At 63.4% G+C, this 15,858-nt stretch carries 13 protein-coding genes; 12 read left to right on the top strand and 1 reads right to left on the bottom strand.

Annotated elements, in window-relative coordinates; genetic code table 11:
- Positions 1 to 505: 505 nt before the first annotated feature.
- The 12 genes from F506_RS08255 to F506_RS08200 all read left to right on the top strand — a co-directional run bounded on the left by F506_RS08255 (position 506) and on the right by F506_RS08200 (position 14,067).
- The gene (locus F506_RS08255) at positions 506 to 1,591 is read left to right on the top strand and encodes a DUF1338 domain-containing protein (RefSeq protein ID WP_053201390.1); all 1,086 of its coding nucleotides are present in this window, start codon (positions 506 to 508) and stop codon (positions 1,589 to 1,591) included.
- Entirely contained in the window at positions 1,581 to 2,987 is a 1,407-nt protein-coding gene (locus F506_RS08250; RefSeq protein ID WP_053196508.1) for an FAD-binding oxidoreductase, read from the top strand. The genes F506_RS08255 and F506_RS08250 overlap by 11 nt, the downstream gene beginning before the upstream one ends.
- 149 nt (positions 2,988 to 3,136) lie before the next feature.
- Positions 3,137 to 4,021, top strand: coding sequence for a transcriptional regulator GcvA (gcvA, locus tag F506_RS08245; RefSeq protein ID WP_053196506.1), 885 nt, complete (start codon positions 3,137 to 3,139; stop codon positions 4,019 to 4,021).
- Between the two features lie 372 nt (positions 4,022 to 4,393).
- Entirely contained in the window at positions 4,394 to 5,905 is a 1,512-nt protein-coding gene (gene amaB / locus F506_RS08240) for an L-piperidine-6-carboxylate dehydrogenase (protein ID WP_053195640.1), read from the top strand.
- An 82-nt stretch (positions 5,906 to 5,987) separates the two neighbouring features.
- Positions 5,988 to 7,076 carry an ABC transporter ATP-binding protein gene (locus tag F506_RS08235; RefSeq protein ID WP_053195641.1) on the top strand — a complete coding sequence of 363 codons (1,089 nt, stop codon included), beginning with the start codon at positions 5,988 to 5,990 and terminating at the stop codon, positions 7,074 to 7,076.
- Positions 7,069 to 7,944 carry an ABC transporter permease gene (locus F506_RS08230; protein WP_053195642.1) on the top strand — a complete coding sequence of 292 codons (876 nt, stop codon included), beginning with the start codon at positions 7,069 to 7,071 and terminating at the stop codon, positions 7,942 to 7,944. The genes F506_RS08235 and F506_RS08230 overlap by 8 nt, the downstream gene beginning before the upstream one ends.
- A gap of 15 nt (positions 7,945 to 7,959) precedes the next feature.
- Positions 7,960 to 8,757, top strand: a complete 798-nt coding sequence (locus tag F506_RS08225; RefSeq protein WP_053195643.1) for an ABC transporter permease — start codon at positions 7,960 to 7,962, stop codon at positions 8,755 to 8,757.
- Positions 8,754 to 9,068, top strand: coding sequence for a (2Fe-2S)-binding protein (locus F506_RS08220; protein WP_053195644.1), 315 nt, complete (start codon positions 8,754 to 8,756; stop codon positions 9,066 to 9,068). The genes F506_RS08225 and F506_RS08220 overlap by 4 nt, the downstream gene beginning before the upstream one ends.
- Complete coding sequence (locus tag F506_RS08215) at positions 9,065 to 10,462, top strand: FAD/NAD(P)-dependent oxidoreductase (protein WP_053196504.1); 1,398 nt, start codon at positions 9,065 to 9,067, stop codon at positions 10,460 to 10,462. The genes F506_RS08220 and F506_RS08215 overlap by 4 nt, the downstream gene beginning before the upstream one ends.
- A complete protein-coding gene (locus tag F506_RS08210) occupies positions 10,459 to 11,613 on the top strand; it encodes an NAD(P)/FAD-dependent oxidoreductase (protein ID WP_053196501.1) in 1,155 nt (384 codons plus the stop codon). Before F506_RS08215 ends, F506_RS08210 begins: the two co-directional genes overlap by 4 nt.
- Positions 11,614 to 11,670: 57 nt before the next feature.
- Complete coding sequence (locus tag F506_RS08205) at positions 11,671 to 12,720, top strand: ABC transporter substrate-binding protein (RefSeq protein WP_144424015.1); 1,050 nt, start codon at positions 11,671 to 11,673, stop codon at positions 12,718 to 12,720.
- A gap of 138 nt (positions 12,721 to 12,858) precedes the next feature.
- The gene (locus F506_RS08200) at positions 12,859 to 14,067 is read left to right on the top strand and encodes an aminotransferase-like domain-containing protein (protein ID WP_053196499.1); all 1,209 of its coding nucleotides are present in this window, start codon (positions 12,859 to 12,861) and stop codon (positions 14,065 to 14,067) included.
- Between the two features lie 46 nt (positions 14,068 to 14,113).
- Here the strand turns inward: F506_RS08200 and gshA are convergent, their stop codons facing one another.
- Positions 14,114 to 15,718 carry a glutamate--cysteine ligase gene (gene gshA / locus F506_RS08195; protein WP_053196497.1) on the bottom strand — a complete coding sequence of 535 codons (1,605 nt, stop codon included), beginning with the start codon at positions 15,716 to 15,718 and terminating at the stop codon, positions 14,114 to 14,116.
- Between the last annotated feature and the right edge of the window lie 140 nt (positions 15,719 to 15,858).

Raw genomic sequence — 15,858 nt, 5'->3', positions numbered from 1 at the left:
CAACACTTTACGGTCTTTGCGCCGCGTGGACGAGGCATTTTAACAGGGCTTTTTTAATTTTCAAATAGCGATATTTGATTTCATATTATGGTAAATTGCTGCAAAGCGGCATAAACACTCACTCTCCCGGGAGGTGCTTTTTGGACATCTCTCTTGAAACGGGAAAATCCGGGCTTGGTTGCAGTGCATCGAAAACCTCGCTACCGACTCCGCCAGGTTCCGGCATGAAGGCGAATCCCTCTCCCGGCCTGAAAAATTCAGGCGCAGCCATCTGATGGAAATGGCGGACGGTAAGTTTTTTTGAACCGTGCAGCGCCTGAAGCCGACACGGACATCGGCCAGTCCCGCCGGCGTGCGCACGAACCCGACTTCAGTGCTACGCCCCCCTCCCCCATTTTGCGTTTGCATGAGAAAAATGCATTCGAACATCAGTATTAATCGTTTTGTCAGTCATCCGGAGCGTCTTAAGATGCCTCCATCCAATAAGGAAGCAAACAAGGCCAGCATGACCACCCCAGTCCGCGACAGCAATCTGCACCTCCTGCTCACTTCGGCATATCAGAACGACAATGCCGTCGAGCGCCTGTTCAACCTGCTCGAGGTCCCGGCATCGGCCCTGCACCCGGCTTCCATCAGCGTCACGCGGCTGGAGTTGGCGCAGGCGCTGAATATGCTGCTGTTCGACAAACTGCTGCAGGCAGTCCCGGCCGGACGCGACTACGTCGCCGATGCCGCGGCAGCCGGCACCAAAATCCGTTTCGACCATGGTGCAGTGCGCACCGTGCTGCGCGGCAAGGCCGCGTCCTTCCCCGACGGCGAAGCGCTGTTCACGCGCATGCTGCTGCCGCTGGGCTACCGCCTCGCCGGTCTTTATCCGCTGCCGCGCATCAACATGACCGGTCACGTCTACACCCACGCCGACGATCCGGAAAACATCGCGCAATTCTTCGTCAGCGAGCTGCATCCGGAAAAATTCTCAGCCGGATTCCAGGACACCGTCGATGCGCTGCTGGCGACCTCGCGCGACCCGCTGCAGGCCGACATGCTGGCCCTGCTCGACAAATTGGCCGACGACGGCGCGCTGCCGATCACCTCCGCACAGCGCCTGCTGCCGGCGATGCTGGGCTGCTTTGCCCGCCACCACGACTTGCCGACGCTGCCGCAATACGATGCGCTGCGCGCCGAATCCGCCGAAATGGCCTGGATCTCCACCGAAGGCAATGTCTTCAACCACGCCACCGACCGCGTCGCCGACGTCGACGCCACCGCCGAGCACCAGCGCCAGCTGGGCCGGCCGATCAAGGACCTGGTCGAAGTCTCGCGCAACGGCCGCGTACGCCAGACTGCCTTCCGCGCCGACAAAGTGAGTTATCAGCTCAAGGATGCCGACGGCGCCTTGATCGACGTCACCGTACCGGGTTCGTTTTACGAGTTCATTTCGCGCGATACCTATATAGATGACGCCGGCGTGCGCAAGCTCGACCTGACCTTCGACAGCGGCAACGCACAGGGGATCTTCAAGATGACCGCCGGTGCAACCACCGCGACAGAGACCGATGCGGCGGCAAAAAGCGGCGGCGATGTCCGCTGAGGCCGTGCTGGAAAAAATCACCGCGCTGCTGGGACCGCATGGCTGCATCGTCGAAGCGGCCGCACGCGCGCCGTATGAGCACGGTCCGCGTTACGGCGCCGGCGCCGCGCTGTGCGTCGCCCGCCCCGCCGATATCGCCGAAGCCGCCGAACTGATGCGGCTGTGCGCGGCGGACCGGATCAGCATCATCCCGCAAGGCGCCAATACCGGCCTGGTCGGCGCGTCCTCTCCCGATACGTCAGGCCGCCAGCTGGTGCTCAGCATGGAACGCATCAAAGGCGTGATCGACATCGACCCGGTCGACGGCGTGATCCAGGCCTGGGCCGGCACGCGATTATCGGATCTGAATCAGGCGCTGGAACCCCATGGCCTGTGCTTCCCCATCGATCTCGGCGCCGATCCTTCGGTCGGCGGCATGCTCGCCGCCAATACCGGCGGCGCACGCCTGATCCGCTACGGCGACGTGCGCCACAACACGCTGGGACTGCAGGCGCTGCTGATGCAGCCGCCCGGCGAACTGCTGGAACTCGGCAACCGCCTGCGCAAGAACAATACCGGCCCGGACTGGAAGCAACTCTTCATCGGCACCGCCGGCAGCTACGGCATCGTCACGCAAGCCGTGCTGCGCGCCCATCCTTTGCCGCGCCAGCGCGCCACCGCGCTGGTGGTGCCGTCTTCGCCGGAAGCAGCCCTGCGACTGTTGCAGGATGCCGAACGTGAATTCGCCGACTTCCTCAGCGCCTTCGAAGGCATGTCGCAAAACGCGCTGGAGGCCGTATTGCGCCATCTGCCGCAGGCAATCGCGCCGTTCAGCCCGATGCCGCCGTATGCGCTGCTGATCGAACTGAGTTCATCGGCCTCAGCCAACGAACAGTTCAACCTGGAACAGTTGTTCATGAGCTGGCTGGAGCGCCACTTCGACGACGCCATCGTCGACGCCGTGGTGGACAAACCCGACACGCTCTGGCGCTTGCGCCACGCCATCAGCGACAGCGTCAAACAGGAAGGCAAGGTGGTGGCCTTCGACATCTCGGTGCCGCGCTCGCGCATGCCGGCCTTCCGCGAAGAAGCGCTGGCGCTGATCGCGCGCGACTTTGCCGGCGCCGACGTATACGACTTCGGCCATTGGGGCGACGGCGGCGTGCATTTCAACATCGCCATCGCGCCGGCGCAGCAGGAACATTTCCCGCCACCGCGCATCGATGCCCTGCGCACCGCCATTTACGACATGGTGGTGCACGGTTATCAAGGCAGTTTCAGCGCCGAACACGGCATCGGCCCGTTCAACCAGCACTATTACGATCGCTACCAGGGCCAGGCGCAGCGACAGCTGGCGGCGCGCATGCAACCGGTTTTCGATCCGCATTACCTGCTTGGCAATACGCGCTTTGGGTGAGAACCCGTTCACGCCGGGATATCGGGATATGGCCCGCCGAACCGCATTGAAGAAGGAGCCTTGCCATGACGAATACTCATGACAACGGTAGCAATGGCGACACCGCTTTTGCTATAGTGCGGGGTCATCCTTCCAGCGGATTCCGCTCCATGCGCCGATTCATCCCGTCCACGTCCTGCCTGATCGCCTTCGACACCTCGGCGCGCCATCTGTCGTTTACCAAGGCCGCGCACGAACTGCACATGACGCAGGGCGCCGTGAGCCGCCAGGTGGCCATCCTGGAAGACTACCTGAACGTCAAACTGTTCGAGCGCATCAACCGTCGCCTGATCCTGACCGAGCCGGGCCGCGACTACGCCTCGCAGGTCTCGAGCATTCTCAAGCAGATCGAGATGGCGACTTTCCAGGTGATGACCTACAACAGCCTCGCCAGCGTGCTCAACCTGGCGATCCTGCCGACCTTCGGCGTAAAGTGGCTGATCCCGCGCCTGACCAAATTCGCCGCCGCCCATCCCGACGTGCTGCTCAATCTGAGCACCGAGGTCCTACCGTTCGATTTCAACACCCGCCAGGTCGACGCCGCGATCCACTTCGGCGAGCCGGACTGGCCCGACACCGTCATGGTCCGGCTGATGGGCGAAGAAGTCGTGCCGGTCTGCAGCAAGGCGATGAACGACCGCATCTCTTCCATCAGCGACTTGGCTGAAATCACCCTGCTGCAACACACCACGCGCCCGCAGGCCTGGCAGGACTGGTTCCGCCATGTCGGCGTGGATTGTCCCAATGCGCTCGCCGGACCGCGCTTCGAACAACTGGCGATGGTGATCCAGGCCGCCGTGGCCGGCATGGGCGTGGCGCTGATGCCCAAGTTCATGGTCGAAACCGAGATCAGCCTGGGCCAGCTGCACGTGCCCTTCCCGTTCGCGGTGAAGAGCCCGCAATCGTATTACCTGGCCTACCCCGAGAAGAACGCCAGCAAACCCGCCGTCATCAAATTCCGCGACTGGATACTGAGCGAACTGCAAGCCGGCTGAAGCTGACGCCCCGTCATTCCGGAAATGCGCTCAAACACACTAAAAGTCATGTTGAAACGACCCGGCATGCTATTTCCACAACGCATCATCATGGTGCAATAACGCAAACCACCACGCCTTTCCTCTTTCCTGGAATACCCCCCAACGCTATGTAGCTTGGCGTTTGGCGCGATATTGCAATTGATGCATCGCACCATCGCAGCGCATCATGCCGGCTCCCCCAAGAACATTTTCGTGCATTAGCAAATGTAATGATGTCGTGACATTTTTTGATTTTAAAAAACGCTGCCTTATTCCTTATACTCGGGCGTCGAACGCTATTGCATTGCCATTGCACCGCTCTTGCAACTTACTCAGCCACAAAGGAATTTCATGCCATCGTCCCGTCTTTTCGCCACCCTGAATTTTGACCTGTCCGCCTACACCGGCAGCGATCTGACTATCCGGTCGCCGCGCGACGGGCAACTGCTCGCCACGCTCAAGGCGCACACCACCGCGCAAGCCGAAACCGCACTGGCCGATGCGCAGACCGCGTTCCTCGCCTGGCGCGAAGTGCCGGCGCCGGTGCGCGGAGAACTGGTGCGCCTGCTCGGAGAAGTGCTGCGCGAACATCGCCAGGCGCTGGGTGAACTGGTGACGCAGGAAGCCGGCAAGATCCTCTCCGAAGGTCTCGGCGAAGTTCAGGAAATGATCGACATCTGCGACTTTGCCGTCGGCCTGTCGCGCCAGCTGCACGGCCTGACCATCGCCTCCGAACGTCCCGGCCACCGCATGATGGAAACCTGGCATCCGCTGGGCGTATGCGGCGTCATCACCGCCTTCAACTTCCCGGTCGCGGTCTGGGCATGGAACGCCGCACTGGCGCTGATCTGCGGTAATTCAGTGGTGTGGAAGCCGTCGGAAAAAACCCCGGTCGTGGCACTCGCCGTGCAGGCGCTGTTCGCCAAGGCGGTCGAGCGCTTTTCGGCGCAGCGTCCAAACGTGGTGCCGGCCAAGCTGTGCCAGATCCTGATCGGTCACGCCAACATCGGCGAAGTGATGTCGCGTTCGCCGCTGGTGCCGCTGGTGAGCGCCACCGGCAGCGTGCGCATGGGCCGCAAGGTCGCCACCGTAGTCGCCGAACGCCTTGGCCGCAGCCTGCTCGAACTGGGCGGCAACAATGCCATGATCGTCGCACCTTCGGCCGACCTGAGCCTGGCGCTGCGCGCCATCACCTTCTCCGCCGTCGGCACCGCCGGCCAGCGCTGCACCAGCCTGCGCCGCCTGTTCGTCCACAGCAGCATCCATGACCAGGTGGTCGCCCAAATCAAGCGCATCTACGCCAGCGTCAAGGTCGGCGATCCGCTGGCGGCCGACACGCTGGTCGGCCCGCTGATCGACAAGGCCGCTTTCGACGCCATGCAAAGCGCCCTGCAGCAAGCGCGCGGACAAGGCGGTGAAGTCACCGGCGGCGAACGCGTCGACGTACTCGGCGACGGCGTGTATGTCCGGCCGGCGCTGGTCTGCATGCCCGGCCAGACGGCCATCATGCATCACGAAACCTTTGCGCCGATCCTGTATGTCGTGAAGTACGACGACCTGGCCGACGCCATCGCGCTCAACAACGCCGTGCCGCAAGGCTTGTCGTCGGCGATCTTCACCAACGACGTACGCGAAGCGGAAACCTTCGTCTCCGCCGTCGGCAGCGACTGCGGCCTGGCCAACGTCAACATCGGCACCAGCGGCGCTGAAATCGGCGGCGCCTTCGGCGGTGAAAAGGAAACCGGCGGCGGCCGCGAATCCGGCTCCGATGCCTGGAAGAACTACATGCGGCGCGCCACCAACACGATCAACTACAGCAAGACCTTGCCGCTGGCGCAAGGAGTGAAGTTCGACATCGACTGAACACCCGCCTGACCGTCATCGCGCCAAATAAAAGAAAAAAGCAGAACAAGCAGTTAGCCATATAGCCACCGGAGATGCATCGATGTCGTTCCTCAAGTTGGAAAACCTGTCCAAGCGCTACGGCGATTTCACCGCCGTGGAGAACCTTGACCTGACCGTCGAGAAAGGCGAGTTCGTCTCGCTGCTCGGCCCTTCCGGTTGCGGCAAGACCACTACGTTGCAAATGATCGCCGGCTTCGTCGAAGCCAGCGCCGGACGCATCCTCCTCAATGGCCGCGACATCACCGACGAGAAGCCGAACCGGCGCGGCCTGGGCATCGTGTTCCAGAGCTATGCGCTGTTCCCGCACATGACGGTCGCCGACAACGTCAAGTTCGGGCTGGAGATGCGCAAGGTCGGCGCGGCGGAAAGCGCCGAGCGCGTCAAGCAGGCATTGGCGCTGGTGCATCTGGACAAATTCGGCCATCGCTATCCGCGTGAATTGTCCGGCGGCCAGCGTCAGCGCGTGGCGCTGGCGCGCGCCCTCGTGATCCAGCCGCCGATCCTGCTGCTGGATGAACCGATGTCCAATCTCGACGCCAAGCTGCGCGAAGAAATGCAGATTGAATTGCGCGAGATCCAGCGCAAGGTCGGCACCACCACCATCATGGTCACGCACGACCAGTCCGAAGCGCTGTCCATGAGCGACCGCGTGGTGGTGATGGAAGCCGGCCATGCGGTGCAGGTCGGCAAACCGCTGGAAACCTACGAAAACCCGGTCAATGCCTTCGTCTCGCAATTCGTCGGCAAGGCCAATCTGCTGCCGGGCACGGTCGAGTGGGTCAGGGACGGCAGCGCCGGCGTGCGCGTCGGCAATCATGTGCTGGAAGTGCAAGGCACCGCACTGACGGTCGGCGAACGCACCACGCTGTGCATCCGCCCCGAGAAAATCGAATGCTGTACCGAAGCCGAAGAACAACTGGGCGGCGTGGTGGCGTCCAGCTTCTTCCTCGGCAATCAATGGCTGTACCGCTTCGAGACCGATTGCGGCGATATCCTGGTGATCCTGAAGAACAACGGCCAGACCTCCTGCCAGCCGGGCCAGCGCGTGTCGCTGCGATGGCCGACATCGGCCATGCGTGCGGTCGAATCTGCGGCAGACGCTGCAAGCATGCGGAGCGCGCATGTCTGAGCGCGCCTCGTCCAATCTCAAGCCGAAGCGGTCGCTGCCTTACCTCCTGACGGCGCCGGCCACGCTGCTGTTCGTCACGATGGTGCTGGTGCCGCTTCTGCTGACCGCCTTGCTTGCGCTCAACAGCTACGACGATAGCGTCGGCATCAAATCTACCTACGACCTGCACAATTACCTGGCGATCTTCGGCGACGACTATTACCTGCGCATTTTCTGGCGCACCTTCTGGATCGCCGGACTAACCACGCTGATCTGCATCGTCGTGGGCGCGCCGGAAGCCTACGTGCTCAGCCGTATGGGCCGCAAATGGCGGGCCTTCTTCCTGATCGTGATCCTGGCGCCGCTGCTGGTGTCGGTGGTGGTGCGCGCGTTCGGCTGGAGCATGCTGCTCAGCGCCGACGGCCTCATCAACCATGCCCTGCAAGCGCTGGGCATGGCGCCGGTGAAGATGCTCTACACCTCCGGCGCGATCGTGGTGGCGCTGGTGCACGTGATGCTGCCGTTCATGGTCATTCCGGTATGGACCGCCTTGCAGCGGCTGGATCCGACCGTGGAACACGCGGCCTTGTCGCTCAACGCCTCGCAGGCCACCGTGCTGCGCCGCATCCTGCTGCCGCAGGTTGCCCCGGGCGTGCTCTCGGGAAGCCTGATCGTGTTCGGCCTGAGCGCCAGCGCGTTCGCGATTCCCGGACTCTTGGGCGGACGCCGCCTGAAGATGGTCGCCACCACCGTGTACGACGAATTCCTCGGCTCGCTCAACTGGCCGCTGGGCGCATCGATCGCCATCGTGCTGCTGGTCGCCAATCTGATCATCATGATGACTTACAACCGGATCCTGGAACGCCGGTATTCCAAGACCCTGGGCTGACGGAGACACAAGAACATGCGACGCAACGGTCCGATTGCCCTACTCTTTCACACGCTGGTGGTGAGCTTCGTGCTGGCGCCCTTGGTGCTGGTATGCCTGGTCGCCTTCACGGCGCAAGACACCTTGTCATTGCCCTTCGCCGGCGCGTCCCTGCGCTGGTTCAAGGCGGTGTTCGATCACCCCGACTTTTTGCAATCCTTCTACAACAGCCTGCAACTGGCGCTGCTCTCGGCCACGCTGTCGGTCTGCATCGCCTTACCGGCCGGGCTGGCGCTGGGCCGTTATCGTTTTCCCGGCCGCGATGCGCTCAACGGCCTGTTCCTGTCGCCGCTGATCATTCCTTCGCTGGTGCTGGGCGTGGCTTTCATGCGCATGTTTTCGGTGATGGGCATCAGCGGTTCGTTCTTCTGGCTGGTCATTGCCCATACCGTCGTCATCACGCCTTACGTGCTGCGCATGGTGCTGGCTGCAGTGATGGGCATCGACCGCAGCAGCGAACAGGCGGCGCAGTCGCTCGGGGCGGGGCCGTGGACGGTGTTCCGTCGCATCACGCTGCCGGCGATTCTGCCGGGCCTGAGCGGCGGTTGGATGCTGGCCTTCATCAACAGCTTCGATGAACTGACGATGTCGATTTTCGTCACCACGCCGGCGACCGTGACGCTGCCGGTCCGCATGTACATGTACGCCACCGAATCGATCGATCCGATGATGGCGTCGGTGTCGGCGCTGATGATCCTGATCACCGGCGGCGCGATGCTGATTCTTGATCGCCTGTACGGCCTCGACCGCATCCTCATCGGAGAACGCGTATGAGCCTGCTCAAGCGCGTGGCCGGGCAGGAGCGCGCAAGCGTCTCGTTCCGACTCGACGGCAAGACGCTCTACGCGCGCGCCGGCGACAGCGTGCTGACGGCGGTGCTGACCCAGGCCGATCAGTTGCGCCGCACCGAATTCAGCGGCGCGCCGCGCGCAGGATTTTGCCTGATCGGTTGCTGCCAGGATTGCTGGATGCGCAGCGAAGACGGCCAGTCCGTGCGCGCCTGCACCACCGAGATCGCCGAAGGCATGCGCTTGCTCAGCGGCACGGTTGCGGTTGCAGGAGACTCCTCAGGAGACGCAGCATGAGCGCCGCCCCGACATCCCCGAACATTGTCATCATCGGCGCCGGACCGGCTGGGGTGCGCGCAGCGCAGACGCTGGTGGAAGCCGGCCTGCGCCCCATCGTCATCGACGAAAACCGTCGCGCCGGCGGCCAGATATACCGCCAGCCGCCGACGGGTTTTGTTCGCTCGAAGAAAGAACTCTACGGCTTCGAAGCCGCCAAGGCCGAAGCGCTGCACAGCAGCTTCGAACGACTGCGGCCCGCCATCGATTACCGTCCCGACACGCTGGTGTGGAACTGCATGCCCGGACAACCCGGGCAACTCGACCTGCTGCACGCGCAACGCCATGCCGAACAGCCGTACACGCACCTGATCCTGTGCACCGGCGCGCTCGACCGCGTCATGCCCTTCCCCGGCTGGACGCTGCCCGGCGTCTATACGCTGGGCGCAGCGCAAGTGGCGCTCAAGGCGCAGGGCTGCGTGCTCGACGGCCGTGTCGCCGTCGCCGGCTCCGGCCCGCTGCTGTATCTGCTGGCCTCTCAATACGCCAAGGCCGGCGCGAACGTCGTCGCCGTCCTCGACACCGCCCGCTTCGCCGGCAAGCTGCGCGCACTGCCCGCATTGCTGCGCCAGCCGGTGACCTTGGCCAAAGGCCTGTACTTCATGGGCTGGCTGCGCGCCAGGGGGATTCCCCTGCTGGCCGGCGTTGAACAGCTTGCCGCAACCGGCAAGCAACGCATCCAAAACCTGCGCTGGACACGCGGCGGCAAGACCTCCGAGATCGCCTGCGATGCGCTGGCGACCGGCTTCGGCCTGCGCTCGGAAACCCAACTGGCCGAACTGGCTGGTTGCCGGTTCGTCTTCGATGAACTCAATCAGCAATGGCTGCCGCAACGCGATGACGCCGGACGCAGCAGCGTGCCAGGCGTGTATCTGGCCGGGGACGGCAGCGGCATTGCCGGCGCCGACGCCGCCGAACTGAGCGGACGCGCCGCAGCGCTGGCCTTGCTGCAAGACCTCGGACTGCCCTCCTCGAAAACTGAAAGTCGGCAGCTGGCGCAGACCCTGCGCAGCAACCTGCACTTCCGCCAGGGACTGGAAACCGCCTTCCCTACCGCCGTGCATTGGGCGCGTCACTGCGACGACGATCTGGTGATCTGCCGTTGCGAAGAAATCACCGCCGGACAATTGCGCCGCAGCGTGCAACAGGAAGGCACGGTTGAAATCAATCGGCTCAAGGCGCTCACCCGCGTGGGCATGGGTCGCTGCCAGGGCCGCGTCTGCGGCGCGGCTGCCGCTGAAATCCTGGCGCACGCCACCGGCGTCAGCGTCGCCGAAGCGGGTCGTCTGCGTGCGCAGGCTCCGGTCAAGCCGATACCGGTCAGCGCCGCGCTGGCTGCGGAAGAACAGACATGAGCAAGACCATCAACGAGGTCATCGACACCGATGTCGCCATCATCGGCGGCGGCCTCATGGGCACGTCCGCAGCGCTGGAACTGCGCCGCCAGCAACGCTCGGTGGTGGTGCTGGAACAAGGCTGGTGCGGTGCCCAGGCCAGCGGCGTGAACTACGGCGGCGTACGCCGCCAGGGACGCGCCGCCTGCCAGTTGCCGCTGTCGCAGCGCGCCCACGCCATCTGGCGGCGGCTCGCGCAAACCATCGGCAGCGACGGCGAATACATCGCCTCCGGCCATCTGAAACTGGCGCGCAGCGACGCCGACATGCAGGAGCTGATCGCCTATCGGGACATGGCCGCCGCGTATGGGCTGGAACTCGAGTTGCTCGCATCGGACGCACTGCGCCGCCGCTATCCATGGATCGGCGAGCAGGCCCGTGGCGCCTCGCTGTGCGCCGAAGACGGCCACGCCAATCCACGCCTGATCGCAGCCGCCTTTGCACGCGCCGCCGAACAGGCCGGCGCACAACTGCTGCAACAGAGCGCCGTCGAAGACTGCAGTTTCGACGGCAACTATTTCGTGCTGCATAACAGCCGGGGCGTGCGCATGCGCAGCCGCTTCCTGCTCAATTGCAGCGGCGCCTGGGGCAAGGAAATCGCCGAACGTTTCGGCGAGACCGTCTCCGAACAGGCGATCTATCCCAACATGTGCGTGACCGAGCCGCTGCCGCCGCTGATGAACCTGAGCCTGGGCGTGGTTGGCGGCGCGTTTTATGCACGCCAGGTCGAGCGCGGCAACGTCGTGCTCGGCGGCGGTCGCGGCATCGGCAACCTGGCGCTGGATGCGACGCGACCGTGTGCGAGCTCCAGCTTCAAGGCCCTGGCGGCGCTGACCGAAATGGTGCCGGCGCTGCGCAACGCGCTGGTGATCCGTACCTGGAGCGGTGTCGAGGGCGAGACGCCCGATCACCAGCCGGTCATCGGCCCGAGCGCCACCACGCCGGGCCTGTTGCATGCATTCGGTTTTTCGGGAGCGGGTTTCCAGCTCGCCCCGGCCGTCGGCGAAGTACTCGCCGAACTGGTCACCAAAGGAGAAAGCAGCACCCCCATCGAGGCGTTTTCGATCAAGCGCTTTGCCGCCTCGTTAATACAAGAAGAATCAAAGGTTTAACCATCCGTTCAAGTTGAAAAGTTTGAATTTCGTTTTTACCGCCAAGGAGATCCAAAAATGAACATGAAATATCTGACGCTGACCTGCATGCTGACCTCCGTCCTCGGCGCGTGGTCGCCTGCCCAGGCACAGACCAAAACCCTGTACGTCGGCATGAACGGCGGCACCATGGAAAAGAACTACACCTCGGGGATCTTCCCCGATTTCGAGAAAGCCAATAATGTCAAGGTCGTGGTCGTGCCCGGCACCTCGTCGGACATCATCGCCAAGATGCAGGCGCAAAAAGACAAGCCGCAAATGCACGTGGTGTTCCTCGACGACGGCGTGATGTACCGCGCGGTCAACATGAACCTGTGCGAAAAGGTCAGGGACACCCCGGTGCTCAAGGACCTCTATCCGTTCGCTCGCCTGGCCAACGACCAGGCCGTAGCGGTGGACATGGGCGTGGTCGGCATCGGCTACAACAAGAAGCTGTTCGCCGAAAAGAACTGGCCTGCACCGACCTCCTGGATGGACTTCGCCGATCCGAAGTACAAGCAGAAGGTCGTGTTCCAGTCCATCTCCAGCAGCACCTTCGGCCTGTACGGTTTCATGATGTTCAACCGCCTGGTCGGCGGCACCGACAAGAACGTCGAGCCCGGCTTCAAGAAATGGCCTACGTCGGTCGGCCCCAACGTGCTCGAATACCTGTCGAGCTCGGCCAAGATTTCCGAAATGGTGCAAACCAATGAAGCCGCGATCTTCCCGCTGACCGTGACTGCGATCGCCAACCTCAAGGCCAAGGGCATCCCGGCCGAATTCGTCACGCCGAAAGAAGGCGGCGTGCTGCTGATGGTCGGCGCCTGTGCGCTCAAGAACAACAGCGAACCCGACCTGTCGCAGAAGCTGATCGAGTACCTGCTGAGCGTGCCGGCGCAAACCAAGGGCATGGAAATGGCCGCATCGATCCCGGTCAATCGCAACGTCAAGCTGACCGAAGCGGCGCAGGCCAAACTGGGCGGCAAGACCGAAGTGCTGACCAAGAACATGAACACCGTCGATTGGGATTCGGTCAACGAAAAGCGCACCGAGTGGAACAACCGCTGGAACCGCATGGTTGAGCAGTAATCGCGACGGTGTGGCGGGACTGCTGCCGGTCCCGCCACACCGTCCCTTGATCTCGCCACATCAGGATTTATCAGGAACCGGCGGCGCCGCCTGCCGTTTTCCTCTCCTTCCGAATTCTGCATACACCTGCACACCCCGATGAAACCAGTCTATCGCTTCAACCCCGCGTTTCAGACGCCGCAGGGTTCCCCCATTCGCGAGCTGTTCAAGTACACCCAGCAACAGGGCATGATCTCGTTTGCCGGCGTCTATTCCTCGCCGGCGCTGTTCGACGCCGAAGCGCTGGCGCATAGCGGCGCCGCCGTGTTGCAGGAGTCGCCCACCGCCTGCCTGCAATACGGGGCGACCGAAGGCGTGCCGGCGCTGACTGAAGCGCTGCGCGCGCTCACGCGCGAACGCACCGGCGGCAAGGTGACGGCTGAAAACGTGCTGGTCACGACCGGTTCGCAGCAAGCCTTTGAATTGCTGCTGCGGGTGCTGGTCGGTCCGGGCGATTGCGTGGCGATTGAGCGGCCGGCTTATCCCGCAGCCATTCAGGCGCTGCGCCTGGCCAATGCCGACATGCTTGAAGTCCCCAGCGACGACGACGGCATGGATACCGAAGCGCTGGAAAAAATGCTGCTGGCCGGCGCCCGGCCCAAGCTGCTGTATGTAGTGCCGACCTTCGCCAATCCGACCGGCGCGACACTGCCGCTGGAGCGCCGCCGCCATCTGCTGGAGCTGGCGGTGCGTTATCAGATGCTGGTGATTGAGGACGATCCCTATGGCGAATTGCGCTTTGCCGGCACGCCGCAACCGCTGCTGCTGGAAGTCGCCGCCGATGTGCCGGGCGGCGACGACTGGCTGGTCTATTTGTCGAGCCTGTCGAAGATCGTGGCTCCCGGTTTGCGCATCGGCTGGATGAGCGGCCCCGCCGAGATCCTGCGGCGCGCCGTCATCGCCAAGCAGACCGGCGATCTGTGCACGGCGCCGTGGATGCAGCTCGCCGCCGCGCGCTATCTGCGCGACGGCTGCCTGGCGAAGCACTTGCCGACCATCATTGCGACCTACAAGGAACGTTGCGAGGCCATGCTGGAAGCCTTGCAGCAATACTTCGCCGACACGCTGGAAGTCACCGTCCCGCAAGGCGGCATGTTCGTCTGGGCGCGCTGGCGCGACGGCACGGAAGCCAACGCTCTATTGCAGCAGGCGGTCCTGGAAAACGTGATGTATGTACCGGGCAGCGCGTTCTACGCCGGCGCCGCCGATCCGGCGCGGCTACGGCTGTCGTTCGCTACCGCCGCACCGGACGAAATCCGTATCGGGGTGACGCGGCTGCACGCTGCCCATGGAAAATTGAAACGCTGAGCCGGGTGCCGGCATCACGGTCAGGGATGACCGTGCGGCACGTCGCTCACACGCTGATATTGCCCAGCGTACTGGCCCGGTAGGCGGCGACGAAGGTATCGAAATCGCCGACCTGGGTGCGCTCGATCGATTGCTGATCCTCGATCGAAGCGTTGGCGGTGGCGACGAATTCCGCGGTTTGCTCTGCGCTCAGCGGGCGCGCCAGGAATTGCGCCGCCTGGGCCTTGCTCTGGTTCAGCGCAAAGGCGGTGAACGAGTTGCCGGCCGCGCGCACTTCGCGCAGCACGCGCGCCGACGGCGTCAGCTCGGCGTCGCGCAGCTTCTCGCGTTGTTCCTGCAGCGCCTGCGCATGTTCCGCGCCGCCGGCCTGGGCATCGAGCAGGTCGGCAATCGGCTGCATGCGTTCCAGCAGTTCCAGGCCCCAGTCTTGCAGACCAACCTGCTTGCCTTTTTGCTCCAGCTGCAAACCCGGGCGACGGCCTTCCTTGACCACGCGCGCAAAGTTGCAACGGCTTTCGGCGCCGCTCGCGTCGGAGGTCATGCAACTCTCTTCAAACGCGATGAAATGCAGGAACACGTCGAGGAAGCGCGACGCCTTCAGGCTCACGCCTAGCGGCTCGAAGGGATCGATGTCCATGCAGCGCACTTCGACGTATTGCACGCCGCGCGCAGCCAGCGCCTGCACCGGACGTTCACCGCTGTAGATCACGCGCTTGGGGCGAATCGCCGAATAGTACTCGTTTTCGATCTGCAGGATATTGGTGTTGATCTGGATCCACTCGCCGTTGCGCTTGGTGCCGATTTCTTCGTAGGCCGGATACGGTTGGCTGACCGCCTGCGACAGGCTTCTGATATAGCTGTGCAGGTTGTTGTAGTGCGGCGTGATGTTGGCCTGGGCGTTGCTCTGGTAACCGAGGTCGCTCATGCGCAGGCTGGTGGCGTACGGCAGGTAGAGCGTGTCGTCGCTCAAGGTCTCCAGCTGGTGCGGGCGGCCGCGCAGGAAATTCGTCGCCAGCGCCGGCGAGGCGCCGAACAGGTACATCAACAGCCAGCTATAGCGGCGGAAGTTGCGGATCAGGGCGATGTAGCTTTCCGACTGATAGTCGCGCGCCGAAAACGAGGGCTCGACGTTTTGCTCGCGATCGTCCAGCTCGCGCAGCAGGGTCCACACGTCTTCGCTGAGCGAGAAGTTGTAATGGATGCCGGCGATGCATTGCATGGTCTTGCCGTAGCGCAGCGCCAGGCCGCGGCGATACACGTGTTTCAGCGTGCCGATGTGCGAGGTGCCGTACCAGGCGATGGGAATGTCTTCTTCCGGCGGCAGCACGCATGGCATGGACTCGTTCCACAGCAGCTCGCCGTTCAGGTTGGCGTGCACGAAGCGGTGGATTTCATCGAGCCGCTTGAGCGCATCGGCGATGTCGTGCTTGGCCGGGGTGATGAACTCCAGCAAAGACTCCGAATAGTCGGTGGTGATCTGCTCATTGGTCAGCGCCGAGCCGAGCACGGCCGGATGCGGCGTGGTCGCCAGCTGTCCTTCCGGGGTCACGCGCAAGGTTTCACGTTCCACGCCACGCAGGCCTCGGCCAAGCAGCGCGCGGTTTTCCGGGCTGGCAAAAAGAGCTAGGCGGCGGGTCAGCAGATCGGTCATGCAAAGTCCTCAGATGTCACTCAATTTGATTGGTTGGCGGAGCATAACCGAAAATTAAAATCGGCGTCGTCCGACGACCCGCTCCGAAAAACACACTACCGGCTCGCATCCTGCCTGTCCACGCCGCCGCGACCGCCGGG

Origin of the sequence: Herbaspirillum hiltneri N3 (assembly GCF_001267925.1) — a bacterium.
GTDB classification, from domain to species: domain Bacteria; phylum Pseudomonadota; class Gammaproteobacteria; order Burkholderiales; family Burkholderiaceae_D; genus Herbaspirillum; species Herbaspirillum hiltneri.
The sequence above is the reverse complement of the archived record's forward strand: the minus strand, read 5'-3'. Positions and strand labels throughout refer to the sequence as shown.